Source organism: Paenibacillus sp. MER TA 81-3, from assembly GCF_023713585.1.
Taxonomy (GTDB): domain Bacteria; phylum Bacillota; class Bacilli; order Paenibacillales; family Paenibacillaceae; genus Paenibacillus_B; species Paenibacillus_B profundus.
Genome location: NZ_JAMAWB010000009.1, coordinates 282,728 through 307,130, shown reverse-complemented (window position 1 = coordinate 307,130; position 24,403 = coordinate 282,728). Strand labels below are relative to the sequence as shown.

At 50.0% G+C, this 24,403-nt stretch carries 23 protein-coding genes; 15 read left to right on the top strand and 8 right to left on the bottom strand.

Going from position 1 to position 24,403, the window contains the following annotated elements; translation table 11 throughout:
- Window positions 1-58: 58 nt before the first annotated feature.
- Window positions 59-805, bottom strand: a complete 747-nt coding sequence (locus M3650_RS15625; RefSeq protein ID WP_251576078.1) for a response regulator transcription factor — start codon at window positions 803-805, stop codon at window positions 59-61.
- A gap of 149 nt (window positions 806-954) precedes the next feature.
- On the opposite strand from M3650_RS15625, the gene M3650_RS15620 reads away from it, so the two are divergent.
- The gene (locus M3650_RS15620; protein ID WP_251576077.1) at window positions 955-3,057 is read left to right on the top strand and encodes a sensor histidine kinase; all 2,103 of its coding nucleotides are present in this window, start codon (window positions 955-957) and stop codon (window positions 3,055-3,057) included.
- On the opposite strand, the gene M3650_RS15615 is transcribed toward M3650_RS15620, so the two are convergent.
- The 4 genes from M3650_RS15615 to M3650_RS15600 form a co-directional block, all read right to left on the bottom strand.
- Window positions 3,054-3,380 carry a helix-turn-helix domain-containing protein gene (locus tag M3650_RS15615; RefSeq protein ID WP_251576075.1) on the bottom strand — a complete coding sequence of 109 codons (327 nt, stop codon included), beginning with the start codon at window positions 3,378-3,380 and terminating at the stop codon, window positions 3,054-3,056. The genes M3650_RS15620 and M3650_RS15615 overlap by 4 nt on opposite strands.
- A 208-nt stretch (window positions 3,381-3,588) precedes the next feature.
- A complete protein-coding gene (locus M3650_RS15610) occupies window positions 3,589-3,822 on the bottom strand; it encodes a hypothetical protein (RefSeq protein ID WP_019420461.1) in 234 nt (77 codons plus the stop codon).
- Between the two features lie 272 nt (window positions 3,823-4,094).
- On the bottom strand, window positions 4,095-4,385 hold the full coding sequence (locus M3650_RS15605) for a YxcD family protein (RefSeq protein WP_251576073.1): 291 nt from the start codon (window positions 4,383-4,385) through the stop codon (window positions 4,095-4,097).
- Complete coding sequence (locus tag M3650_RS15600; RefSeq protein ID WP_251576071.1) at window positions 4,385-4,822, bottom strand: hypothetical protein; 438 nt, start codon at window positions 4,820-4,822, stop codon at window positions 4,385-4,387. Before M3650_RS15600 ends, M3650_RS15605 begins: the two co-directional genes overlap by 1 nt.
- Before the next feature lie 257 nt (window positions 4,823-5,079).
- On the opposite strand from M3650_RS15600, the gene M3650_RS15595 reads away from it, so the two are divergent.
- On the top strand, window positions 5,080-5,643 hold the full coding sequence (locus M3650_RS15595; RefSeq protein ID WP_251576069.1) for a DUF309 domain-containing protein: 564 nt from the start codon (window positions 5,080-5,082) through the stop codon (window positions 5,641-5,643).
- A 50-nt stretch (window positions 5,644-5,693) separates the two neighbouring features.
- Here the strand turns inward: M3650_RS15595 and M3650_RS15590 are convergent, their stop codons facing one another.
- Window positions 5,694-6,236: a PadR family transcriptional regulator gene (locus M3650_RS15590; protein WP_251576067.1), complete on the bottom strand. Its 543-nt coding sequence runs from the start codon at window positions 6,234-6,236 to the stop codon at window positions 5,694-5,696.
- A gap of 311 nt (window positions 6,237-6,547) precedes the next feature.
- Between M3650_RS15590 and M3650_RS15585 the strand changes: the two genes are divergently transcribed.
- The gene (locus M3650_RS15585) at window positions 6,548-7,546 is read left to right on the top strand and encodes a CobW family GTP-binding protein (protein ID WP_251576065.1); all 999 of its coding nucleotides are present in this window, start codon (window positions 6,548-6,550) and stop codon (window positions 7,544-7,546) included.
- A 74-nt stretch (window positions 7,547-7,620) separates the two neighbouring features.
- Here the strand turns inward: M3650_RS15585 and M3650_RS15580 are convergent, their stop codons facing one another.
- Window positions 7,621-8,241, bottom strand: coding sequence for a beta-class carbonic anhydrase (locus M3650_RS15580; protein ID WP_251576064.1), 621 nt, complete (start codon window positions 8,239-8,241; stop codon window positions 7,621-7,623).
- Window positions 8,242-8,261: 20 nt separating this feature from the next.
- Window positions 8,262-8,618 (bottom strand): iron-sulfur cluster biosynthesis family protein, encoded by a 357-nt coding sequence (locus M3650_RS15575; protein ID WP_251576061.1) that lies wholly within the window; start codon window positions 8,616-8,618, stop codon window positions 8,262-8,264.
- A 107-nt stretch (window positions 8,619-8,725) separates the two neighbouring features.
- On the opposite strand from M3650_RS15575, the gene M3650_RS15570 reads away from it, so the two are divergent.
- The 12 genes from M3650_RS15570 (at window position 8,726) to miaA (ending at window position 24,372) form a co-directional block, all read left to right on the top strand.
- The gene (locus M3650_RS15570; RefSeq protein WP_251576059.1) at window positions 8,726-10,240 is read left to right on the top strand and encodes a carboxypeptidase M32; all 1,515 of its coding nucleotides are present in this window, start codon (window positions 8,726-8,728) and stop codon (window positions 10,238-10,240) included.
- Between the two features lie 410 nt (window positions 10,241-10,650).
- Complete coding sequence (locus M3650_RS15565; RefSeq protein ID WP_019420451.1) at window positions 10,651-10,911, top strand: metal-sensitive transcriptional regulator; 261 nt, start codon at window positions 10,651-10,653, stop codon at window positions 10,909-10,911.
- Between the two features lie 178 nt (window positions 10,912-11,089).
- Window positions 11,090-12,097 carry an ABC transporter substrate-binding protein gene (locus M3650_RS15560; RefSeq protein ID WP_251576057.1) on the top strand — a complete coding sequence of 336 codons (1,008 nt, stop codon included), beginning with the start codon at window positions 11,090-11,092 and terminating at the stop codon, window positions 12,095-12,097.
- A gap of 44 nt (window positions 12,098-12,141) precedes the next feature.
- Window positions 12,142-12,942, top strand: a complete 801-nt coding sequence (locus M3650_RS15555; protein ID WP_019420449.1) for an ABC transporter ATP-binding protein — start codon at window positions 12,142-12,144, stop codon at window positions 12,940-12,942.
- Window positions 12,920-13,768, top strand: a complete 849-nt coding sequence (locus M3650_RS15550) for an ABC transporter permease (RefSeq protein WP_019420448.1) — start codon at window positions 12,920-12,922, stop codon at window positions 13,766-13,768. Before M3650_RS15555 ends, M3650_RS15550 begins: the two co-directional genes overlap by 23 nt.
- A 170-nt stretch (window positions 13,769-13,938) precedes the next feature.
- Window positions 13,939-14,925 (top strand): aromatic acid exporter family protein, encoded by a 987-nt coding sequence (locus tag M3650_RS15545; RefSeq protein ID WP_019420447.1) that lies wholly within the window; start codon window positions 13,939-13,941, stop codon window positions 14,923-14,925.
- A gap of 124 nt (window positions 14,926-15,049) precedes the next feature.
- On the top strand, window positions 15,050-15,610 hold the full coding sequence (locus M3650_RS15540; RefSeq protein ID WP_019420446.1) for an outer spore coat protein CotE: 561 nt from the start codon (window positions 15,050-15,052) through the stop codon (window positions 15,608-15,610).
- 240 nt (window positions 15,611-15,850) lie between these two features.
- Window positions 15,851-17,464 (top strand): putative amidoligase domain-containing protein, encoded by a 1,614-nt coding sequence (locus M3650_RS15535; RefSeq protein WP_251576055.1) that lies wholly within the window; start codon window positions 15,851-15,853, stop codon window positions 17,462-17,464.
- A 105-nt stretch (window positions 17,465-17,569) separates the two neighbouring features.
- Window positions 17,570-20,359 (top strand): DNA mismatch repair protein MutS, encoded by a 2,790-nt coding sequence (gene mutS, locus M3650_RS15530; RefSeq protein ID WP_251576053.1) that lies wholly within the window; start codon window positions 17,570-17,572, stop codon window positions 20,357-20,359.
- A 59-nt stretch (window positions 20,360-20,418) separates the two neighbouring features.
- The gene (gene mutL, locus M3650_RS15525) at window positions 20,419-22,593 is read left to right on the top strand and encodes a DNA mismatch repair endonuclease MutL (protein WP_251576051.1); all 2,175 of its coding nucleotides are present in this window, start codon (window positions 20,419-20,421) and stop codon (window positions 22,591-22,593) included.
- Between the two features lie 53 nt (window positions 22,594-22,646).
- Window positions 22,647-23,438, top strand: coding sequence for a class I SAM-dependent methyltransferase (locus M3650_RS15520; protein WP_251576049.1), 792 nt, complete (start codon window positions 22,647-22,649; stop codon window positions 23,436-23,438).
- Window positions 23,416-24,372: a tRNA (adenosine(37)-N6)-dimethylallyltransferase MiaA gene (gene miaA, locus M3650_RS15515; RefSeq protein ID WP_251576047.1), complete on the top strand. Its 957-nt coding sequence runs from the start codon at window positions 23,416-23,418 to the stop codon at window positions 24,370-24,372. The genes M3650_RS15520 and miaA overlap by 23 nt, the downstream gene beginning before the upstream one ends.
- Window positions 24,373-24,403 lie beyond the last annotated feature (31 nt).

Sequence of the window (24,403 nt, the reverse complement as noted above, 5' to 3'; positions counted from 1 at the left end):
TGAAAAGAAGACCGTCAACCTGTGCAGGATGGCGGTCTCTGGCGCATGGATGGATATACTAATAGTGCGTGTTCAAAAGAGGACTTTTTGAGCAACCTCTAATAGGAATCGGCCTGAAATTTGTAACTACACCTCTCACCGTAACGATATACCGGGGTTGTGTTGGATCTGGTTCGATTTTTTTGCGTAGATTGCTTATATGTACCATAAGGGTTCGTGTATCCCCAAAGCTTTCCGTGTTCCAAATGTGCTGATATAATTGCTCCAGCCTAAACACCTTGTTCGGAGATTGAGCTAAGTAGGCGAGTAAATCGAACTCTTTGGCGGAAAGCGCCACAGACTTTCCTTCTATAATTACATTGTGGCTGTGCAGATCGATCTCCAGCGCTCCAAAAGCGAGCTTATGCTGCGGCGGTGTCGGATAATTCCGGGACGAGAGCGAGGTTCTGCGCAAATGTGCTTTGACGCGTGCGACGAGCTGACTCGGACTGAAAGGTTTCGTTATGTAGTCATCCCCTCCGACTGTAAGCCCCATAATGATGTCAACGTCATCGCTCTTGCAGCTGACAAACAGAATCGGCACGTTCGAAGTCTTGCGTATCTCCTTGCACACTTCAATTCCGTCAAGCGACTTCAGCAAAATGTCAAGGATGATCAAGTCCGGAGTCACTTCCTTCACCATTTGCAGTGCGGTATAACCGTTATCTGCAATGAAAACGTGATAACCTTCGCGTCGCAAATACAACGATATGAGCTCTGTTATTTCTAATTCATCATCTACGATTAATATCTTAAAATCGTTCATTGCAGGCCGTCACCTCCGTCACTCCTTCCATTATAGCGAACGTTGTCAGAAGATGACAATCTATTCCTTTTTTTTCGGCAATATTTGCTCGATATATCGTCAAACAGTCCCCTGTGTTATAAAATGGTAGGGTTAGAGGGGGAAACGAAATGCGCCGAATCACTTTTCATATTATGATGGCGATGACATTAATAACGATTCTAGTCCTACAGGTGGTCGGCTCGCTAGTTGATGGCAATGCTGCTCCGCAGGTGAGAAATGGAGTGATGGATGTAAGGGGATGGGACTTTAGGAGCCAAGGCCTTGTTCCTCTGAACGGACAGTGGGAGTTCAACTGGCATGAATTGCTGTCTCCAGCCGCCGCTATCGCCCCCCGCAAGGTGACGTATTACGCTCCTGTTCCAGCATCGTGGAATCAGTTCCAGCTTCAGGAAGGGAAGCGCTCGGGAGCAGGTTATGCTACATACCGTCTCCACATTATGAAAGACGACATTGATTCTCTATATGGCGTATGGCTGCCCAGCATATACAGTTCCTATCAATTGTGGGTGAACGGCAGGCTCGTATTAAATGAAGGCACCGTATCCGAAGACGAGAATACGTATGAGCCTTCGACGAGACGGCGGATGGCTATGTTTCACATGCCGGGGGAGCAGGCGGAGATCGTCATTCAGGTTGCAAATTACTCGCACCAACGCGGGGGAATATGGCAATCCCCGTATTTTGGCCTCGCTGAACAAACTATCCGCAAAAGCAAAATGGAAACGGTTCGTGACAGCATCCTCTTCGGGTGCTTGCTAATGGTCGGCTTATATCATATCGGGCTGTTTATCGAACGGCGCAAAGACAGGTATACAATCCTGTTCGGCGTGTTATGCATTGCGATGGCATTCCGTATTGTGACTTCGGGGGATATGCTGCTGCTCTCTTGGCTGCCGATGCTGTCGTGGAGCATCAATACTCGGATAGAATACATTTTGATGTTGATTGCCGCTATGACGGGAGTCGGTTATATTCGCTACTTGTTCACCGAGGACACGGACGCCTGCTTGCGCACATATCGGTTCCTCATCGGCGCGGGCAGTCTCCTTATCGGAATGACTGTGTCGCTGCCTACGAGCGTTTTTACGTCCTTCTTAAGCGGCTATCAGTTTTATATCGTCGCTGTTGTGCTTTATATTTTTGCGATGAATTTCAGAGCCGTCCACCATCATAGATTAGGAGCATATATTGCGCTCATCGGGTTCGCCGTGCTGAGCGTGCTGGTCCTTAACGATATCCTCTATAGCCATGAGCTTGCTCCTATTCGGGACTTGGCGCCGATTGGGCTTGTCGTGTGCATCTTCTTGCAATCGCTCGTCATTTCGCTGCGGTATTCGCAAGTATTGACGGATCTGGAATCCGTCTCGACGGAATTAACCGAGCTGAACGCCAGCTTGGAACAGAGGATTCAAAAGCGCACAGCGGAATTAGTGCACATGAACGCACATTTAGAAAAGAATAATAAAGAGCTGGAACGTATGGAAATATCCCGACGGCATTTATTCACCAACATATCGCATGATTTACGTACTCCGATTACGTTGATTAGAGGGTATTTGGAAGTGCTGCAGGATGAAATCGTGTATGACAAGGCAGAGCAAAAGAAATATATCCGTTTGATGCTCAACAAGATTAACAGTCTGAATCATCTCATCGGTGACATGTTCGAACTATCCAAGCTGGAAGCGGGGCAAGTCCAATTCTCGAAGCAAGAGGTTCTTTTGGAGCATTTCATCACTCATTTGGAAGATAACTACAAGCTGGAGCTTTCCGGAAAGGGGTTGATCTTCGCTTGTTATAACGAGACGTATCGGGATGTTCCTCCAGCCAGTATCGTTCTGAGAGTTGATTTGGACAGAATGACGCAAGTATTCGATAATCTCATCTACAATGCGGTTAAGTTTACGCCGACAGGCGGGTCGATTACGATTCGCATACAATACACGGCAGAGAAAGAAACCATACATATCGAGGTGACAGATACGGGAATCGGTGTGAGGGAAGAGGACTTGCCTTTTATTTTTGATAGATTTTATAAGAAAGATAAATCACGAAATTCGTCAACTGGAGGAAGCGGAATCGGTCTGGCCATTGCCAAAGAAGTAATCGAGCTTCATTCTGGTCAGATTGGAGTAGAAAGCGGTCAAGGGGCAGGGACGACGTTCCATATCGTGCTTCCTGCGTATCGCATATCTAGCCCACAACGTTAAGGTTGGGCGGAATGATCGGCTTGTTGAATGGACTGGCGCAATATATAAAGCGTATGTTGTCTTGAAGAATGATCCAACGAATGCCAGAGCTGCAGTAATTGTTTTGTTTCACGAGCATAGTCGGTGCGGTCCTCATTGAGAATATAGTCGATCGGAACGTCAAATAACAGAGCGAGCTTATTCAAATTGCTATATACAGGCTGTCGATTGTTGATCTCATAATGACTATAGGCCGAACGAGTCACTCCGATATGACGAGCGACTTCTTCCTGCGACATATTGCGGGCAAGACGCAAGCCGCGTAAGCGCTCTCCAATGGTCATGGTAAAGCTCCTTTATCCATTCTAAAATCGTATAAAACGATTCTATAGCACTATTTGTACTTTATGATACAATTTGTATCGTGTCAAGTGTATTTTTCCAGATGGTTGCATGAGCCGGATGAAAAAGAACGGCGCATATCCTTTACGGGATATGCGCTGAATTCCAATGCCTATTCATCATTTGGTTAGGTGAGAAGTGAGAAGTAAATCAGTACAGGGATAGCGCGAGCGTGTCCATTTCCCGTCTCGTATGTAGGATGGCTTCCGATCCTACGATTTCAATGCTGATTAACGTTTCCAAGCAGGTTTTAATGGCCCGCTTGCCTGTGCGGACTTTGCGATTTAAGGCATCCATAAGCAAAGAAAATGTATTTTTGTGCGATATATTAGTGCAAAACACGGGTACTTGTCGTTCTTGAAATTCAATGTAAACTGTTTTCATATAGCAACAAACCTCCTACTATTAGTGCGTGAACACCGTAATTAATCTTATTCCATTATACCTATCATACTTAAGCAACATTAAATAAACCTTAAAAACAAAAGACAATGTTGTTACAAAATACAAAAAAATGTTCACCAAATCATGAATAAGCAGGAATGAATTTTTGTCACTTTTTCAAGTAAGAAAAACAAAAGGCGACAGTTGCTTGGACCATCACGGAACATCATTGTGTGGATCCAAGCACTATCGCCTCCATGTACTTATGTGATTTATTGGCTTGTATCGATATCTGCCCAGATTTCGTCGTCGACATCCAATGTGATCTGGTGACGAAACACCCGCTGGCCGTATTCTTTATATACATATTGCTCCACGGCTTCGAGCAGATTCGTTTCTACCAAATACTGTTGCCGACCATGAACCCATACTTCGGCAGTGAAGCCATGCTCCTCATCCCAACACAGTTCGACCTGAACGTCTGTCGGCTGCACTTGTCTGCGCATTGCCATGTGGAGACACACCGCGTTGATGAGTTCATCCATGCTGATGCGCATCTTCATTAATTCCACCGCCCGTGTTCCGGCTTCGGAGGATTGCGGCGTTCCTTAACCTTGCGCACGACTAGGAGGACGAGCGATACGAGAAGGAACAATGCCATCAGGTTCACCATTAATCCCAGCAGTTCGCCGAAGAAGCCAAGGTTGCCGAACATGCTGCCGAATAACAGTCCTGCGAGGCCGCCAATCATCAGGCCTTTCATCAAGCTTCCTCCGCTGAAGAAACCGCGTTTCTGTGTTGTGGCGGCTCCAGTCGATTTGGAGTTATTCGAGCTGTCGGAACGATTAACTTGATTCTTATTCTCTGTTTTTTTCGGAGCAGGATTGTAATTCTTAACTCCGGAACGGAAAGACCCTCCGCGCTTGGCATCTACCATAGACGGTGTAGTTACCGCAAAAATAAGAAAGAATGCCATAACAACCATTATCCACTTACGCATGAATTGCCTCCTCATAGAAGAATAGATATCATCCGATACCTAATACGAACGGAGTATGGTGAGGTTTCAAAAAAAGTTGATTTGATGAAAAACATTTACAATTTGCAACGCTCGTTATGCTGTTAATACGTGTTCAAAACACGTTAACTATTCGATATATGTTATTATTAAAAAGCAACCTGCATCTGTGTCGAATATATAGTATAAATGGTTGTTGAAAAATGAGTTATTAATATGCTGTCGGAGGATGAGAAGGTATGCATTATCCGAAACCTTATATCGAGTATTTACTGCACTTTCATGGGTCGCGGGATTGGTTCGAATGCCATGAGATTATGGAAGAAATGTGGAAGGCTGAGACGTCGATGGAACGTAAGCAGTGGTGGCTCACGCTAGTCCAGATTGCCGTAGGTCTATATCATGAGCGCAGAGGGAATACAGCAGGCGCGTGTAAAATGCTAAGAAGCGCAATGTCGCACGCCAATCAAGTTCCTTGGCACGACCTTGGGTTGGATGGAGAGCAATTGTTAAGCCAATTAGAGGCCAAGTTGACAGAATTGAATAGATCAGGGACAGCAGGTGAGAGAATATCGGTCCGTCCTGACTATGAGGAATGGAATCTGCCGATTGCTGATCCAGACTTGTGTGAGCAGTGCAAGGAGCAATGTGAACACCAAGGGTGGACATGGTGCTCGACGAACAGTCATGTAATGGACGATGTCGTTCATCGACATATGCTTCGTGATCGACAAGACGTGATAGCCGCACGGGCGGAAGCGCATCGTCTTAAGCAAAGGGAAAGAGGAGCTGAATCATGCTAATCATCCCGCTCTATTGCATGTGGATCGCCACAGAGCGGGACGGATATTTCTCAAGATAGCTCTTCCTCTTGTTCCAGCATATTGACAACCCAACGGCACCATTCGATTTGCGCTGCGGCCAATGAAATGGCGCGGTGAAGAAGCACGTAATCGCCAAAATGCTTTGAACGCACGTGGCGTTCTTCCTCAGGAATGCGTTGGAGCAATTTTTCATAATAAGCGGTTCTCGTCTCCAATTGCTTCAGACGGGTTAAAAATAAAGGGATCGAAATGTCGCGCTGCGTCATCCAAATGCACTTCGTCTTCAAGCTCAATTCATCGCGCGAACTCTGTTCTGCAGGCGGTTCGGCCAGCCACTCGATAACAGCTTCGGTACCTTTCTCGGTTAGGGAATATACTTTCTTATCCGGCTTGTCCCGCTGTTCGATGCGGACATATTGAACGAACCCTTCCCGTTCCAGCTTGGCTAACAGGGGATAAATTTGACTATGCTTTGCCTGCCAGAACGGTTGAATGCGCAGCATTAAATCATATCCAGAGCAAGATTCGCTCGCGAGCAGTCCGAGTAATCCGTAAGATAACGTATTGAGCATAATAACACCTCCACAGAATGACTTGCTGCTAGACGGCATACTTTCCTTATTGCATCTGTATTGAACAAGTCTCCAATGATAGTATATGTAATGATTTACATAATTGCAATACTCTATTTCACAACTTCTATTTTTGTATATATATTCTATCACAATTAGCAAGTTCCCTTCCTTTGAACCTTCTTTCTGTACCGCTTTTTGGCTGTGGCCAAGGCCTTTGTTGCGCCCTTAGTATGAAGGTTGTATCATGTGATGGGAACAGAGAAGACCACAATCAATTTTTGCACTAGATGAAATGAGGTAATGCAATCATGTCCGTTCACGAACAGAATAATAATACGACGATTCCCGTTGTCATCTTATCCGGCTTCCTCGGTACCGGTAAGACGACCTTATTGAAGCAATGGCTGCAGTGGAGCATGGAACAAGGGTTGAAGCCAGTGGTCGTCATGAATGAAGCGGGCGAAGTGAACTTGGATGGACAGCTGCTGCCAGCTGACGTTGCGATGAAGGAAATGCTGAATGGTTGTATCTGTTGCTCCATGCGGGGAGATTTCGGCTTGAAGCTGTACGAATTGGTTCAAGAGGAACAACCCGATATCATCTATGTGGAATGCACGGGGATTGCTGAACCGATGGAGCTCGTGGATTCGATAACGGAAATCTCGCTCTACACGAACGTCGTGCTGACGAGCATCGTTACGTTGGCTGATGCGAAGCATTTAGCCGATCTATTCATCCCGGACTCGGGAGCGGAGCGCGGGACGAGCAACCGCAAAATGATGCATTTGTTGAAAGAACAAGTTCGCGCCGCTCAACTGATTCTGCTCAACAAAGCAGATCTCGCAACAGTGGAGCAGCTTGAAGCGGTTAAACTGCGCTTGCGAGAATGGAATGCCGGCGCTCGAATAGAGGTTACAAGACATGCTAAGGTGGAACCGGAGCTGTGGAGAAGCTGCATGGATGCGAAAGTCTCCCATACCGCTGCTGGCAAGTCGAATTCCTCCGCAGGTGAGCACCACCATCATCATACTCACGATGCCGTAACCGTATGGACCTATACGATGCCGCGCGCTGTCGACAGTGAACGATTTGAACAGTGGCTGATGTCGCTGCCCGCGAATGTGTACCGGGCGAAAGGCATCGTTTCCTTCACGGACACGACAAAGCGATATATGTTTCAGTTTGCTTATCGCGCAACCGAATTTGTGCCGATTACGCCGCAAGGTGATGTGAAGGACGTTATCGTCGTCATCGGTGAACAGATGGACACGGCTGCGCTCGAGCAGTCGCTGCAGGCATGCATGTGAATGAACAACCAATAAAAGCTCCTGTCACAGAACGATGGTTCTGAAGCAGGAGCTTTTCCCGTTACAATAACGGCTTAACGAGTGGCGGAAGGAAAATGCTCTTCGTGCGAAGACTCGGAGTTCTGCTCTTCCAAATAGTGATAACCGTCCGCAATCCATTCCAACGCGCCGGTGTCTGGGTGGATGACCATGCCGTGAACCGGCACATCCGGTGGCAGGAGCGGGTGCTTGCGCAGGATGCGAACGCTGTTCAGCACGCCTTCGTGCACGTTATCGAAGCCGCGCAGCCAATGATGAAGCTTGATGCCGGAGTTCGTCAACGTATCGAGGACGACATCTTGGATTCCGCGCTCCTTCGCTTTATCGATAATGCCTTGGGAATTGAGCGCGGTCATTCCGCATTCATAATGGCCGACGATGACTACTTCGGTCGCTTCCAATTCATAAATCGCGACCAGCACGCTTCGCACGACGCTCCCGAACGGCTGCGATATGATAGCGCCAGCGTTTTTGATGATTTTGACATCGCCGTTGCGCAAATTCATCGCCCGTGGCAACAGCTCGACCAGACGCGTATCCATACAGGTGATGATGACCATCTTCTTGTCTGGAAACTTGTCGGTCAAATACTGCTCGTACTGTTTGCTATCCACAAATTGACGATTGTAATCCAAAATATCGAACATATTGGACATATGCGGTTCCTCCAAACCTGTTAGTTTGCACGAGCTCTGCGATGATCTTCGCATGCGACGTGCGTGGAATAAATTTGCTGCGTGCTGCTCAGCTTGAACATTCCTGTCGTGCCGCTCACGTCCAGAACGAGCGCCTCATCGAAAAACACCATCTGATGCTTATCCATCACGAGTGTCCAGCCGGTATTCGTGTCCACGGCCAGATCGAATGGGGCAGGCTCACCGATTAGCCACAAGGCCGGCACTCCATTGACGGCGCAGCCGCAACCGTCCGTATCATAAATAAGCTTGATGATTCCTTTCCCAGAGCAGGATTGGACAAGCCGGTTCGCTAGCGCGGAAGCGGCCGCTTCGGTAATTTGAATCATAACGGACATCTGTTCCAGCTCCTTTACGCGATACAACCGTTATTGAAAGTTGATTATATCGTTTACACCACGTATCATCAAGAGGAAAGGGAATACGTAAATAGAGGTGATGGCACATGAGTACACAAAATCAATCGGTTTTGCAGCAATTTCATAATATCACTGGAAAATTGAAAAGCTATGAAGAAGCGATCGGCCTGATGCAGTGGGACTTGCGCACCGGAGCGCCGCGCAAAGGCGCCGAGCAGCGCGCGCAGACGATTGGCGTCCTGTCAGGTGATATGTTCAAGCTGTCCGTATCGAACGAGATGGGAAGCTGCTTGGATGCGCTTGAGCAGCCGGAGCAGTTCGAAGCGTTAAGCGCCGCCGATCGCAAGATGGTGACGGATGCCCGCAAGGAATTTAACCGCAGCCGCATGATTCCGCCAGAGCTGTATCAGGAGTATGTCGTGCTTACGTCTCATGCGGAGACGGTGTGGGAAGAAGCGAAGGAGAAAGCCGACTTCGAGATGTTCAAGCCGTATTTACGGGATATTGTAGCGAAGACTCAGCAATTCATTGATTACTGGGGCGTTAAAGATACGCGCTATGACACTTTGCTCGATATGTATGAACCTGGGATGACCGTTGCTAAGCTGGATGAGACGTTCGGTCAACTGCGGGACTCGTTAGTTCCGCTTGTACAATCCGTTCAGGCTTCATCGCAGCCTGAATTCGAGTTCCTGTACCGCGAGTGCCCTATTGAAGGCCAAAAAGCGATCAGTCTTCAATTGTTGAAAGAAATGGGCTACGATTTCGATGCGGGCAGATTGGATGAAAGTGTGCATCCGTTCATGATTGGCTTGAATCCAGGTGATGCGCGGATTACGACCAACTATAAGACGGACGATGTGGCCAGCGCCATCTTCAGTTCGCTGCATGAAGGGGGCCACGCGCTCTACGAGCAAAATATTAGCAAAGAGTTCGCAGGGACGCCGCTCTCGAGCGGTACGTCGATGGGAATTCATGAATCACAGTCACGGTTCTGGGAAAATGTAGTCGGCCGCAGCCGCCCGTTCTGGCAGCACTATTATGGATCGTTGCAAAAATTATTCCCGACTCAGCTGCAGAATGTAACCGGGGACATGTTCTACCGCGCAATCAACCGGGTGGAGCCTTCCCTTATTCGAATTGAAGCGGATGAGGTCACCTACAACCTACATATTATTATCCGGTATGAGATCGAGAAGATGCTCTTCAATGACGAGCTGTCGGTTGATGACTTGCCACGGGTATGGCAAGAGAAATATGAGTCCTACCTTGGCGTCAGTCCGCAGAACGCCGGTGAAGGCGTGCTCCAGGACGTGCACTGGGCAGGCGGCGGCTTCGGTTACTTCCCTTCCTACTCGCTCGGCAACATGTATGCTGCACAGATTATGAATACAATGCGCAAGGCAATGCCTTCTTTCGACGACACGATTGCGCAAGGCCAATTGCTCCCGATTAAAGAGTGGTTGTCCGAGCAAATTTATCAGTACGGCAAATTGCTAACCCCGTCGGAAATCGTTATGAAGGTGACGGGCGAGGCGCTGAATCCGCAGTACTTGGTCGATTATTTGACAGAGAAGACGAAGGACGTCTACGGTATATAGTATGCCATATTATCACACAACGCAGCTCTTCGGGGCTGCGTTTTCATTTTTTGACGGCTTCTTCTAAGACAGAGATATTCGCCAGCAGATGGAAATATAGCGCATACCTTACGAAAATATTGATTCAAAGCGGGGGCTCTGAGCCAAGCGAACACGCGCTCGGTTCTTCCAAATGAGGCACTTGAAAAAAACGGCGGCAACCCGAATAATACTTATTATACAGAAGGACGCACCTTCTTGTACAAAACGGCAGTATGTTGAGATTTTGAAAAACGTTGTTGAACAAGGTGCCAAGCCTGGTGGCCTGATGAGTCGGAAAGCGCGTCCTATTGAACCGAAGTCGAAGCCAAGGTATGCTTTATGTATCATATTGAATAGAGGTTTGCGGCTCGATGGGAAGGAGGTATGAGATGGAATATCATGATTCAGTTAAAAATCGGCTCAAGCGTGTGGAAGGGCAAGTTCGCGGCGTGCTCAGCATGATGGAGCAGCAAAAGGATTGCAAGGACGTTGTAACCCAGCTTACGGCGATTCGTACTGCAGTGGACCGCGCAATTGGAGTAGTCATCGGCGCGAATTTGGCATCCTGCGTGCGAGAGCAGCTGGAGCAGGGCAACGATCCGGACGACGTGATTCAAGAAGCCGTTAATATATTGGTCAAAAGCAGATAAATTGTACCAGTGTACAGCAGAAGCGCATTCCCTTCGAAAAGAAGGGAATGCGTTTTTTGGTAAACGGGCCAATAACCAATTGTAAGTATGATGCATAGACTGCAATATCCGTTCGACATGGCAAACTGATGGTTTGTCAGACATGGGACTTGACTAAGAAGCAGAGGAGGGAATGATTATGATGCCTAAACGATTGGGTGTATTCGCATTAGCCGCAGTCCTCATATTTTCTATTGTGTTGAGCGCGTGTAGTAGCGGAGGAGACCGCATCAAGGTGAGAGTCGGAGAAGTGGCCCGTTCCATATTTTATGCGCCGGAATATGTGGCGCTCGGCAAAGGTTTCTTTGAAGAAGAAGGTTTAGATGTGGAGCTGCAGACGACCTTTGGCGGGGATAAAACGATGACTTCGCTGTTGTCCGGCGGCATAGATGTTGCGTTGGTCGGTTCGGAGACGTCGATATATGTATATCAACAAGGGACCGAGGATCCGGTCATTAACTTCGCACAGTTGACGCAGACGGATGGAACGTTCTTAATGAAGCGGACGAAGACGGATTCATTCGACTGGAATCAATTGAAAGGAAGCGTGTTCCTTGGTCAGCGCAAGGGCGGGATGCCGCAAATGGCCGGAGAATTTACGCTCAGAAAGAACGGAATCGATCCACATCAAGATTTGGAGTTAATCCAGAACATTGATTTTGCGAATGTGGCTTCCGCGTATGCGTCAGGTACCGGGGATTATGTTCAGTTGTTCGAACCGCAAGCTTCCATTTTCGAAAGGGAAGGCAAGGGCTATGTGGTCGCATCCTTTGGTGTGGAAAGCGGCCAATTGCCGTATACCGTATTTATGACAAAGCAAAGCTTTATTACGAAAAATAAAGAAACGGTTCAGAAATTTACAAATGCGATAGTTAAGGCACAGCGTTGGGTGAATTCGGAATCGCCTGAAGCGATAACGGATGTAATTATGCCTTACTTTAAAGATACAGATCGGGATATCGTCGTTAGTGCCGTGAAGCGGTATAAGGATGAAGGCTCTTTCGCCACCGATCCGATACTGGAGGAGAAGGAATGGAACAACCTGCTTGACGTGCTTGAAGCTGCCGGAGAATTGAAGCAGCGGATCAGCTTGAAGCAGATTGTGAACAACGAATTCGCTCAGGATGCCAAGCAGAAGGTTAAATAAAATGAGGCGCATGAAGGAACAGAGTTGGGAAAGGGGGCGGACATATGGTTCCAGCGGTACAATTGTCGCAAGTGACGCATGTGTATGTAACGGAACGTGAAGCGAAGCTCGCTATCGACGGACTGTCCGTCACCATCATGCCGGGGCAATTTGTAAGCCTTGTCGGTCCGAGCGGCTGTGGAAAGACGACGCTGCTCTCGATTATGGCAGGACTTATGCAGCCGACCTACGGCAGTGCGTTCGTGTACGGCCAGCTTGTAAACGGCCCTTCGCCTCGTGTCGGTTACATGCTGCAGCAGGACTATTTATTTCCATGGCGAACCATTCTGGAAAATGCCTGTACCGGACTGGAATTGACGAAGCGGTTGAATTCGGCCTCGAAGGAACGCGTAATCAGACTATTGGACGGTATGGGATTAGGAGGGACAGAGTCACTCTATCCTCATCAGTTATCCGGCGGCATGAGACAAAGAGTAGCCTTGGTGCGCACGCTGGCAACCGAACCAGAGCTGCTGCTGTTGGATGAACCGTTTTCGGCACTCGACTATCAGACGAAGCTTCAGCTGGAAGATCTCATTGTAGAAACATTAAAGGCGCATCGCAAGACGGCGGTGCTCGTGACGCATGATCTGTCAGAAGCGATTGCGGTCAGCGATCAGGTCATTGTCCTGAACCGAGATCCTGGCAGTATCCGGCGTGCATTCGATGTGCCGGAATTGATTCGGGAAACCCAGCCTTTTTACGCACGGGAACAGTCGGGATTCAATGATCTGTTTCATGATTTGTGGAAAGAATTAGAAGCGTCGGATCGGAGGGGGATCGATGGCAAAGCAAACGGAGGCTAACAGCGCCGCAGACGAATTTCCTGACTCCCGCAGTATGGTCGAACAGACGTATGCCCGCTATCGCAAGCGGCGCCGCAGATTCGCCACGACCGTCTCCCTGACGCAATTTATCATATTAATTGCATTTGTAGGACTCTGGGAATTAGCGGGCCGCTTCAAATGGATCGACGTGCTGTTGTTCAGTTATCCGAGCAAAATATGGACGCAGATTGTGCAGGATTTTGCCAATGGGTCGATTTGGCCTCATCTCGGCATGACGGTTGGCGAAACGGTGGTCGGTTTTTTTCTCGGCACGGTACTCGGCACGCTGCTTGCGGTATTGATTTGGTGGTCGGAATTTCTCGCGCGCGTGTTGGACCCCTATATGGTCGTATTCAACAGCATGCCTAAGGTGGCTCTGGGTCCGCTGTTCATCGTCGGCTTCGGTCCAGGCTTCACAGCCATCGTCGCCACGACCTTGTCCATTACGGTTATCATAACGACACTTGTCGTCTATAACAGCTTCCGCGAGGTGGATCCGAACTATGTTAAGGTCGTGCGTGTGTTCGGAGGAAGCAAGAGCGTCATCTTCCGCACAGTCATTCTTCCGGCTTCTTTCCCGGCGATTGTATCTACGTTAAAGGTCAATGTGGGGATGGCCTGGGTCGGGGTCATTGTCGGGGAGTTTCTCGTTTCCAAGGTGGGATTGGGCTACTTAATCATTTACGGATTTCAAGTATTTAACTTTACGCTCGTCATGTCGTCACTCGTTATCATTGCGGTTGTAGCCACATTGATGTACAAAGCGGTCGCTTTTTTGGAACGGAAACTGATTCGCCGATCATAACGTTCCTGGCTAACAAGCATGGAGAAATGTCAAAATAAGACGTTTCTCTTTTTTTGCAACTATGGAGGGAAGTCGATATAATAAAATATCGGAATGCGTTAAAGTGCGTGTTCAAAAGGGAACTTTTTGAATTACCTTATATAGACTGGAATGATGAAGGAGTACATATCATGGTATTTGGATTTGTCGGAGTTCGTGTCATTAAGACGGCGATCGCTTCTATCTTCGCTATCATCACCGCCGATCTTATCGGTGCGATGAATCCGCTTGGAGCGGGTCTGCTTGCCATATTAGGCGTGGACGTAACGCGCAAGCGCAGTGTGAAGACGGTATCCGCACGCTTTCTGGCCTCATTGGTCGGCCTTCTGCTGGCCGCTACATTGTTCGGAGTGCTAGGGTTTCAATTATGGGTGCTTGCCCTATATATTTTGCTTGCCTTTCCCATCATTGCCCGCCTTAACTTTAAGGAAGGCATTGTTACCAGTTCCGTCGTCGTATTTCATATATACGGCTCGGGTGCATTGACGCTGCACGGGATATTCAACGAAGTGCTGCTGCTCATGATCGGATTGGGCGCCGCCACCCTCGTCAATCTCGTCTATATGCCGAATGAAGAAGAGAAGCTTGTTCATATTCGTAAGGAGGTAGATGAACAATTTTCACGTATTTTTATTCAAATCAGCCGGAATTTGCGTGATTCTTCTTATATTTGGGACGGTCAAGAAATTATTGAAGCGGATGCGAAGGTGAATGAAGGGATTGCGATCGCTTCGAAAGCATTGGAGAATCGCCTGCTGCGCACGGAGGAAATTCGAACGGATGAGCAATGGCTTGTCTATTTTTATATGCGCAAAGCGCAGCTGGAGAATGTGCAGAGCATGCTCCAACTGCTATCACAGGTGTTCCAATCGCTGCCGCAATGCTATTTGGTCGCGGATTTGTTCGACCAATTGAGCGACGATGTGAAGGAACCGCATTATACGGGCAAGACCGAGCAGCTTCTAATTGAGCTGGAAGGCGTCTTTCGTGAAATGGATTTGCCTGCTACACGGCAGGAGTTTGAGGTTCGCGCTGCGGTCTTGCAAGTGAACCGGGAACTGCAGCAATATTTAAAAATAGCGAAAAAAGACAAGAAAAGGTTACGAGCTGCACTGTAAACCGCGTCGCCATAAGCATTTTTATTCTTTTAAAAAATGAAAGGCCTCTCAAAAATTTTTGTCACCCTAGACGAATGTCCTGCATACACTTTAATTGAATGATTGTATGGAGGAGGTCCATTGGATGGCAATTACAGATAAACACCACTGCCGGCAAATCATCACAAAAGCAATCTGCGGCAAAGGTCGTAAGTTCTCCGTCGTCACACATACGGTCACTCCGCCTCATCATCCGACTAGCATATTGGGGGCATGGATTATAAACCATCAATATGAATCGGTGCGGGCAGGAGATGGCATTGAGGTCATCGGTACTTACGACATCAACATCTGGTATTCGTACAATAGCAATTCCCAAACGGATGTTGCGAAAGAAACGGTGTCGTATGTCGATCTCGTTCCATTGTCGTATGTTGATCCGAAGCATCGTGCCGCTACGGAGGAAGTGTCGGCGGAAGCGCTTCAAGAGCCGAACTGTGTAGAGGCGAGTGTATCGTCAAGCGGAACCGGCGTCATGATTCGCGTAGAGCGTGAATTCGCCGTGGAAATGGTGGCAGAGACAAAAGTATGTGTACGCGTATGTCCGAACGGTTGCCTCGACTTTGAAGATAAAGACTATGATTTTGGCAGCCAGGATGACGGTTTCGACGATTTAGACCCGGACTTGTCGGATGAGGAGTTGTAGTCATCGCCGCAAGCCCTTCACGTTTGCGGCGCTTTTCTAATTTCATTCTCCTTTTTAACTCTCAACCAACATGCGCATGGTGGATGAGTCACGAGTTCTGTCGACAGTCTTCAGTCCTCATCTGTTGTACTTCATATTTTAGAATATGCAGCAATATCATTATCGAAGAGGGCGGGAGCCCTCCTTTTTTTTAATTAAAATGTGATGCTTGACTAACGGTAAGAAAGAGGGGGGAGCCAAGTGAAAGCTGGAGCGATTCCTCATTCTATCCAGTTGCTTACCGACGATGACAGGGTCTGTCAAATGTGGAACGGCACCGGAATCCCGACCGCATTGTGCACGCAAAACAATCGGCTGACGGAATTGGGGCCCGACCGAATGGATGAAGGTTGTCTCGTTGTGCTGTGGATGCGTCGTTCTCACAAGAAGGAGGTATTGCAGGAGTTAACCAAGCGTGCTGTGCGTACTGGGACACAGCACAGGATGATCATCCTGAACCGCTTCGCCCAATCTTGGAATCACCGCACGATGCGCCTGCGCCTGCGTTTATGGGGACTTCCGATCGCGGAAGAAGCGGTATGGTCAGAGCCATATCCTATTGAGAACAACCGGCGGTTTGTTCGGACGTTGTGCTTCTGGGTGAATCAATGCGAAGTCGCCGCTGCTGCTCATTGCATACGTACGCCGCAAGGCGGGTACAGCTACCTTCCGCTTGACGATTGGTCACAACCTCCGTATCGGCGGCTCGGCCGTATGGCGGTGCGTGCAGCTTATGCACTCGGATGGGATATCGCCGCGATTACGCTCCGGTATCATTCTCAGGAGATGCAGCATAATGCTGAATGGCCAGCAGGCGTTGTGGATGAACCGCAAGCGGGGGACGTTATCGAGCGGGTCGAGCCGGCGCCGCGGCGTCTCCCTGAGTGGGTTATGTCGCGGTACATCGCCGCATGGTCCATGACGCTGGCGGAGACTGCAAGCAGCCGGAATGAGTCGAAGACGTCGTTGAAGCTTGGTCTCGATATGGAACTGATTCTGTATCATCCGGGGCGCCGCAAAATAGTTCCGGCAATCCGGTATTTGCCGCGAGGCGGGGGGGCCGGATGTGATGCGGTGCGCATTCAAGGCAAATTACGTTATCCGCTCATGGAGCTGCGTCCAGAGCCTGCAACGACTCCGGCGCAGCTGTTGCAGCACCTGCGCGATTCCATGGTACGGGCTGCCCGCCTAATAAGAGCGAAGGACGAAGACGGTATCTCGCTGGTATGGCTCGCCGGGAGTCAACCGCTCGGGACCTTTGCGCTTGGCGGACATATCCATGTTAGCGGCATCGCACTGACGAGTGATCTCGTTCGCATGCTTGATACGTATGTCGCACTTCCGTTAGCATTAATAGAGGACCCGCATGGGGCGCTGCGCCGACGGCCTAAGTATGGCACGTTCGGAGACGTGCGCTTGCAGGAGCATGGCGGTGAAGGCGGATTCGAATACCGTACGCTGCCAAGCTTCCTGGGGAGTCCGCAGTTGACGCTGGAAGTGCTTACTTTATTCCATGCTGTTGTCGTGCATGGGGCCAAGCTTGCGCGAAGAGACAGCGTGCGCGCGGAGATTGTGCGGCGCTATTATCGGTGCAGCGAGGAAGAGGCGGGGACAGAGCTGCGCCCGTTGGCGCTTGCGCTGCTTCAAGAAGTGTTGGACGCGCTGGAGACTGAAATGGGGAGCAACATATCGGGTGTTTCCCGACCTGTCCACGTAGACATTCAAGCCATCCGTTCTCTGTATACGCGAATCAACACAGGTTGGCGCTGGAACGAGAATGATGACATTCGTGCCGCATGGCTGCACGGCAAATAGTATAGAGGGATGTTTAAATACGCACTAGAAGAAAAGATATGCGGCGTGAGTATATGCTCTTTTTTTGATATAATAAAACTCTATTCATGGTAGCGGAGGTTGCTTATGGCGAAACATACGCCGATGATTGAACAATATTTGTCGATTAAACAACAAGCTGAAGACGCATTTTTGTTCTTTCGTCTCGGGGATTTCTATGAGATGTTTTTTGATGACGCCATTCGGGCGGCTAAAGAATTAGAGATTACGTTAACCGGTAGAGAAGGCGGTGGGGAAGAACGCATTCCGATGTGTGGAGTGCCGTATCATTCAGCCGAAAACTATATTCAACGCTTGATTGAAAAAGGATACAAAGTCGCCATTTGCGAACAAGTGGAGGATCCTGCAGTTGCGAAAGGCGTCGTGCGACGCGAAATCGTGCGCATCGTCACGCCGGGCACTGTCATGGAAGGCAAATTGATTGATGAGAAATCGAACCATTACTTAGTATGCTTGACCGAGCATGAGGGCGCCAACGCACTGGCTGCCTGTGACTTGTCTACGGGGGAAATGGTCGTGACATCTGCTCCTGCATCCCATTCGTGGCTGCTTGATGAGTTGAATGTATATATGCCGACCGAAATTATCGGCTCAAGCGGACTGCTGGAGCAAGCGGAGCCGATTGCGAAGGCGTGGAATCAGTCGGTGCTCTTTACTTCATGGGCGCGGCTGGATGAGTCGTTGGCGCAGAAGCAATTCGGAGAAGCGGAAATGACTCGCTTGGAGCCGGAGCGCCAGCAGGCGGTAGCAACGCTCATGGCTTACTTATCTGAGACACAGAAGCGTTCTTTAAGCCAATTGACGCAGATTCGCACATATGAGCCTGACCAATACTTAGTGCTGGATTCTTTTACGCGGCGCAATTTAGAGCTGACGGAGACGGTACGCGAGCGGGCGAAGAAAGGTTCTTTGCTCTGGCTGCTGGATCGCACGGAGACATCCATGGGCGCGCGTCTCTTGCGTCGCTGGATTGACAAGCCTTTAATGAACCGCCGCGCTATTGATGAGCGTCTCGAAGCTGTGGAGACTCTTTATCATCAGATGATTTGGCGTGAAGATATCCGCGAGCAGTTGGCTTCCATATATGATTTGGAGCGCTTGGTCGGCCGCATCGCCTTCGGTACGGCGAACGGACGCGATTTGGTGGCATTAAAAGCATCGCTGCACAAAATTCCAGCCTTGAAGCAGCTCTGCGCGGAGACGTCCTCGACGACGCTCCAAGCGCGGGTGGCGGAGCTGGATTCGTGTGAGGATATTCTGGAATGGATTGAGCACACCATTGTGGACGAGCCTCCTATCTCGGTTCGAGACGGCGGCTTAATTAAGCCAGGCTGTGACGATTATCTTGACCAGCTGCGTGAGGCTAGTGTGAACGGTAAGCGCTGGATTGCGGAGTTGGAGCGGAGAGAACGGGAAGCGACGGGCATTAAGTCGCTGAAAATCGGATACAACAAGGTGTTCGGTTACTACATCGAAGTGACACGGTCCAATCTAGCTGCACTGCCAGAAGGCCGGTATGAACGGAAGCAGACGCTCGCCAATGCGGAACGGTTCGTCACAGCAGAGCTGAAGGAGAAAGAATCGCTCATACTGGAAGCGGAAGATAAAATGGTCGGACTCGAGTACGAGCTGTTCAGCGAACTGCGGCAGCGCGTCGCCGAGCACATTCGCCGGTTGCAGACGCTAGCGGAGACGGTGGCCGAGATCGATGTGTATCAATCGTTGGCCAATGTGAGCGCTGCGAGACGATTTGTCCGTCCGCAGCTTAACGACAGCTATGACATGCATATTGAGGCGGGGCGCCACCCTGTCGTGGAGGCGGTCATGCAAAGCGGCAATTTCATGGCCAATGACACGCTGCTGCAAGAGGCGGAAGCTGGGATGCTGCTCATAACAGGACCGAATATGGCAGGGAAGAGCACCTATATGCGCCAAGTTGCGCTTATTTCCATCATGGCGCAGATCGGCTGCTTCGTTCCAGCGGAACGGGCGGAGATGCCGATTATCGATCGCATCTTCACCCGCATCGGGGCAGCGGACGATCTAATTGGCGGCCAGAGCACGTTCATGGTCGAAATGATGGACATTCAAGTAATGACGGCGAAAGCCACACGGCGCAGCCTTGTCATCATCGATGAGCTGGGGCGGGGGACATCGACGAGCGAAGGGATGTCCATAGCGCAAGCTGTCATTGAATTCGTGCACGATGAGATTGGCTGCAAAGCGCTCGTGTCAACTCATTTCCATGAGCTGGCGCATTTGGAGGAACGATTGCCTCACTTAAGAAATGTGTGCATGGCTGTGAAGGAAAGCGGCAATCAAGTTGCTTTCTTGCGCAAGTTGATTCCGGGCGCGGCGAGCACAAGCTACGGCATTTATTGCGCCCGTCTTGCTGGAATTCCAGATTCGATTATTACACGCGCATATGACCTGTTGAAGCAGTATGAGCCCCGGACCGCAGCAGAGTCCTTGCTAGATGGGCCATCGAGCTTGCCAGCAGCTGGTGCAGCGGAGGGCTCAGCAGAGCGGGCTGCTGCATCGCCTGCGACTGCAGAAGCACACGTGAGCGTGAATGGTGTGGAGCAGCTGTCGCTATTCGGATGGGGCGAATCAGCAGCAGCGGCAGAGCGGGCTGCAGAAGCCGTGTCTTCGCATGACGCTGGCCAAGATGACGGCTTGACGCAAGCTCACCCTGCAGCCGGTACGTCGCAGCACGCTTCAAATGCTGTCGCGGCAGGTGAAGGGGCACAGCTCATCCGCGAGCTGCAGGAAGTGGACGTTTTGTCGATGACGCCGCTCGAAGCGATGAACCGGCTGCACGATTTGATGAGACAAGCTCGTGCATTGAAGCAATAGCAGCCAGGCGGCGTCTGAACACGTGAAGTCAAGCTTGTTGAATAAGGAGGTATCCGAGCATGGCGGTCATAAAAATATTGGACGAGCACATAGCTAACCAGATTGCGGCGGGAGAAGTGGTTGAACGACCGTCTTCCGTAGTTAAGGAGTTAGTGGAAAATGCCATCGACGCCGGCAGCACTCGCATCGACGTGACGGTTGAAGAGGGCGGGCTGCAGCTTATCCGAGTTAAAGACAACGGCTCTGGGATCGGGGACGATGATGTAGAAAATGCGTTCCAGCGGCATGCGACAAGCAAGATTGTAACAGGCAAAGATCTGTTCGCTATCCGCAGCCTCGGCTTTCGTGGCGAAGCCCTGGCGAGTATTGCCGCCGTGGCTAAGGTGGACGTCGTGACATCCACCGATGGCAGCGGCCTTGGGCGACGGCTTGTCATTGAAGGCGGAACCATCAAGACGTTCGAGCCGGCGCAATCGATGCAAGGTACGGAATTTACAGTACGCGAGTTATTTTACAACACGCCTGCGCGCTTGAAATATATGAAGACAATTCAGACCGAATTGGGGCATATTTCCGATTTGATTTACCGTTTGGCTTTATCATACCCGAACATTGCCTTCACGTTGAAGCATAATGATAATACGCTCTTGCAGACGATAGGCAATGGCGATTTGCTGCAAGTTATCGCTGCAGTATATGGCGTCCATACGGCTAAAAGCGTGATGAAGGTGAAGGCGGAGCATTTGGACTTCGAACTGGAGGGCTATATCGGCAAGCCGGAGATGACACGTTCGAACCGGAATGCGATGTCGTGGTTCGTGAACGGCAGGTATGTGCGCAGCTTTCCGTTGAATCAGGCTGTGCTGCGCGCTTATCATACGCTGCTGCCGATTAATCGCTTTCCTATGGTTGTGCTGCAGGCGCGGATGCATCCGACGCTCGTCGATGTGAACGTACATCCGGCCAAGCTGGAGGTGCGCTTCAGCAAAGAAGCAGAGCTGTGTGAATTCATCGGGAGCACGCTGCAAGAGCTGCTTCTGAAGCAGCAGTTGATTCCGCAGGCGGCTGCCCCGAAAGCGAAGGTGCGCACCTTCGTGGAGCAGACGGAGCTGCAATGGGCTTCCGCCGCGACTGTGGATGCCAACAATGAACAGCAGCTGAAGCCGATGGGAGCATTGGTTCCTTCGTCTGGCAACAAAGGCGCAAGTTTACCGCCTGAGTCTTTCGTCCCTGAGGCGCAAGCAGGGACTGCTGCAGCTCAGGAAGGGGCCGAAAATGCTGCAGACGTACCAACCGAGACGAAGACCGCGGCAGTAGCGTCTCGTATTGAGCTGAGGCCAACTGTTCTAACGAACAGCGTCATGTCTGTTCAACAGCATGCAGCGGCATCTCACAGTGCAGTTGTTCCGCAAGATGCAGTGAAGCAACAGGGTACGTTTTCTAAGCAGAGTGAACCGGCTCAGCATCCTGCAGAAACCGGTGCGCGCGCTTCTTACGTGAATGAAGCGAAGCCTCGGTACGGGGAGCAGGAGGAACGCGGCTTCAAGGATAGAGTTCCCCCTTCAGTCTCAGGCAATATGCCGAAGAAGAGCGGAGAAGCATGGAAAGAGTGGATGGACAGCGGCGAACGGTCGGAAGAAGCGACATTGCCACCTTTTCCTGCGCTATCGTTGATCGGACAGCTGCATGGCACTTATCTCATTGCTTCCAATGAGGAAGGGCTGTATCTAATCGATCAGCACGCGGCGCATGAGCGCATTAATTACGAATATTATTATGAGCAATTCGGCAGGCCGGCTCAAGCATCTCAGGAGCTTCTGCTGCCGATTACGTTGGAATTCACGCCGTCAGAAGCGGAGCGCATTCGCGAGCGTATGCATCTGTTGGAGCATATTGGAATGCGGATGGAACCATTCGGAGGACAGACGTTTCTGGTCAGATCCCATCCATATTGGTTCCCAAAGGGCCAGGAAACATCGATTATTCAAGAAATGACGGATTGGGTATTGGGCGAAAAGGCGCCGGATATTGCGAAATTGCGAGAAGCGTCGGCTATTATGTGCTCCTGCAAAGCATCGATTAAAGCGAACCAGCGTCTGTCCGATGCCGAAGCGGAGACGTTATTCGCCCGGCTCGCTACGTGCCGTCAACCGTATACGTGCCCGCACGGTAGGCCGATTGTCGTGCGTTTCACTACCTATGATTTAGAGAAAATGTTTAAACGGGTTATGTAAAAGGATGATATTTGTGTTTCCCTTTCCATAGCGTTTATAATGAGGAGGAGCTAATGATTGTCACAACAGGTGATTTCTCATCCCCGCACATCAAAGAGCGCGCTCGCCACACGGCAGATGCCTTCGGGTATGTCTTTGTTGAGCGGTGCAAGCAATCGCTATCAAGATTGACACGGAAATATGGCGATGATGAATTTCTTGTCTACACGAATGACAGCGTACGCTACACGCAACTGGGGGTTGCGGAATTGACCTATCATCCCAGCATGGCGTTTGTGCGCGCGAAGCGAATTCTGGCCGGTGAAGCCGATTCGATGATTAGGGCAAGCGGCGCGACATGTGGAGATGAGGTGCTTGATTGCACGGCGGGATTTGCGGCGGATGCCCTCGTCTTCTCCATAGCGGTCGGAGCCGCCGGGCGTGTTGTCGCATTGGAGAGCGAGCCATCTTTGTTCACGCTGGTACACGAAGGATTGCAGCTGTATGAAAGCGATGTGGTGGAGGTCAATGAGGCGATGCGCCGTATTGAATTGCAGCGCGCAGACCACTCCCAAAAGTTGAAATCGATGCCTGACCGTTCAATGGATATCGTATATTTCGATCCGATGTTCAGGGAGCCGGTTACACATTCGTCCGCGTTTAATCCGATGCGGACGATGGCGAATCATGAAGCGCTATCTCGTCAAGCGATTGCGGAAGCGATGCGTGTGGCGAGAAAAAGAGTAGTCATGAAAGAGCTGCGCAACAGCCCAGAGTTTGCCCGGCTCGGCTTTAACCGTGTCGTCCAGACGGGATCGAAATTAGCTTATGGAGTGATTGACATTGCCGACAACATCATCGTTTAGTAGACCAAGGCTGCTCGTCCTCGTCGGCCCGACGGCTGTCGGCAAGACCAAGCTGAGTTTGAGCATTGCCAAGCATTATGAATGCGAGATTATTTCCGGTGACAGCATGCAGGTGTACCGTAAGATGGATATCGGTACAGCCAAGCTATCCGTACAGGAACGTGAAGGCATCCCTCATCATATGATGGATATCCACGATCCGGACGAAGCTTTTTCTGTAGCAGAATTTCAAGATCGCGGCCGGACGCTTATCCGCGAAATTACCGCGAGGAATCATATTCCCTTCATCGTAGGTGGAACCGGTCTATATGTCGAATCTCTCTGTTATGGATTTGAATTCGGCGACAACAGTTCCGATGAGGAGTTCAGGCAGCAGATGGCGGATTATGCTGCTTCACATGGCACGGAAGCGCTGCATGAGCGGTTGAAGGAAGTGGATTCAATAACGGCGGAGCGTCTGCATCATCATGATCAGCGGCGTGTTATCCGCGCGCTTGAAGTATTCTATCTGAGCGGAGAGCCGTTATCATCTCAACTAGCCCGTCAGAAGAGAGAATCACCGTATGATTTATGCATGATCGGTTTGACAATGGACAGGCAGATGCTTTATAAACGAATTGAGGCCCGAATCGACATCATGCTGCAGGAAGGCTTGATTGACGAAGTTCGCCAATTGCTGGAACAAGGCTATTCGCGTAATCTTGTATCTATGCAGGGATTGGGATACAAGGAAATTGCCGCTTACTTGGAAGGCGAAATGTCATTGGATGCAGCTGTCGAACTGTTAAAGCGAGATACGAGACGGTTCGCTAAGCGTCAATTGTCATGGTTCCGCCGAATGACAGACCTTGAATGGGTTGATGTTACTGACTCGGAACAGACAGACAAACATTTCACACAAATTTGTAAGATCATAGCAGGAAAGTTTCGGTAAGAGGTTGAATATATTTCAACACAATCTCATG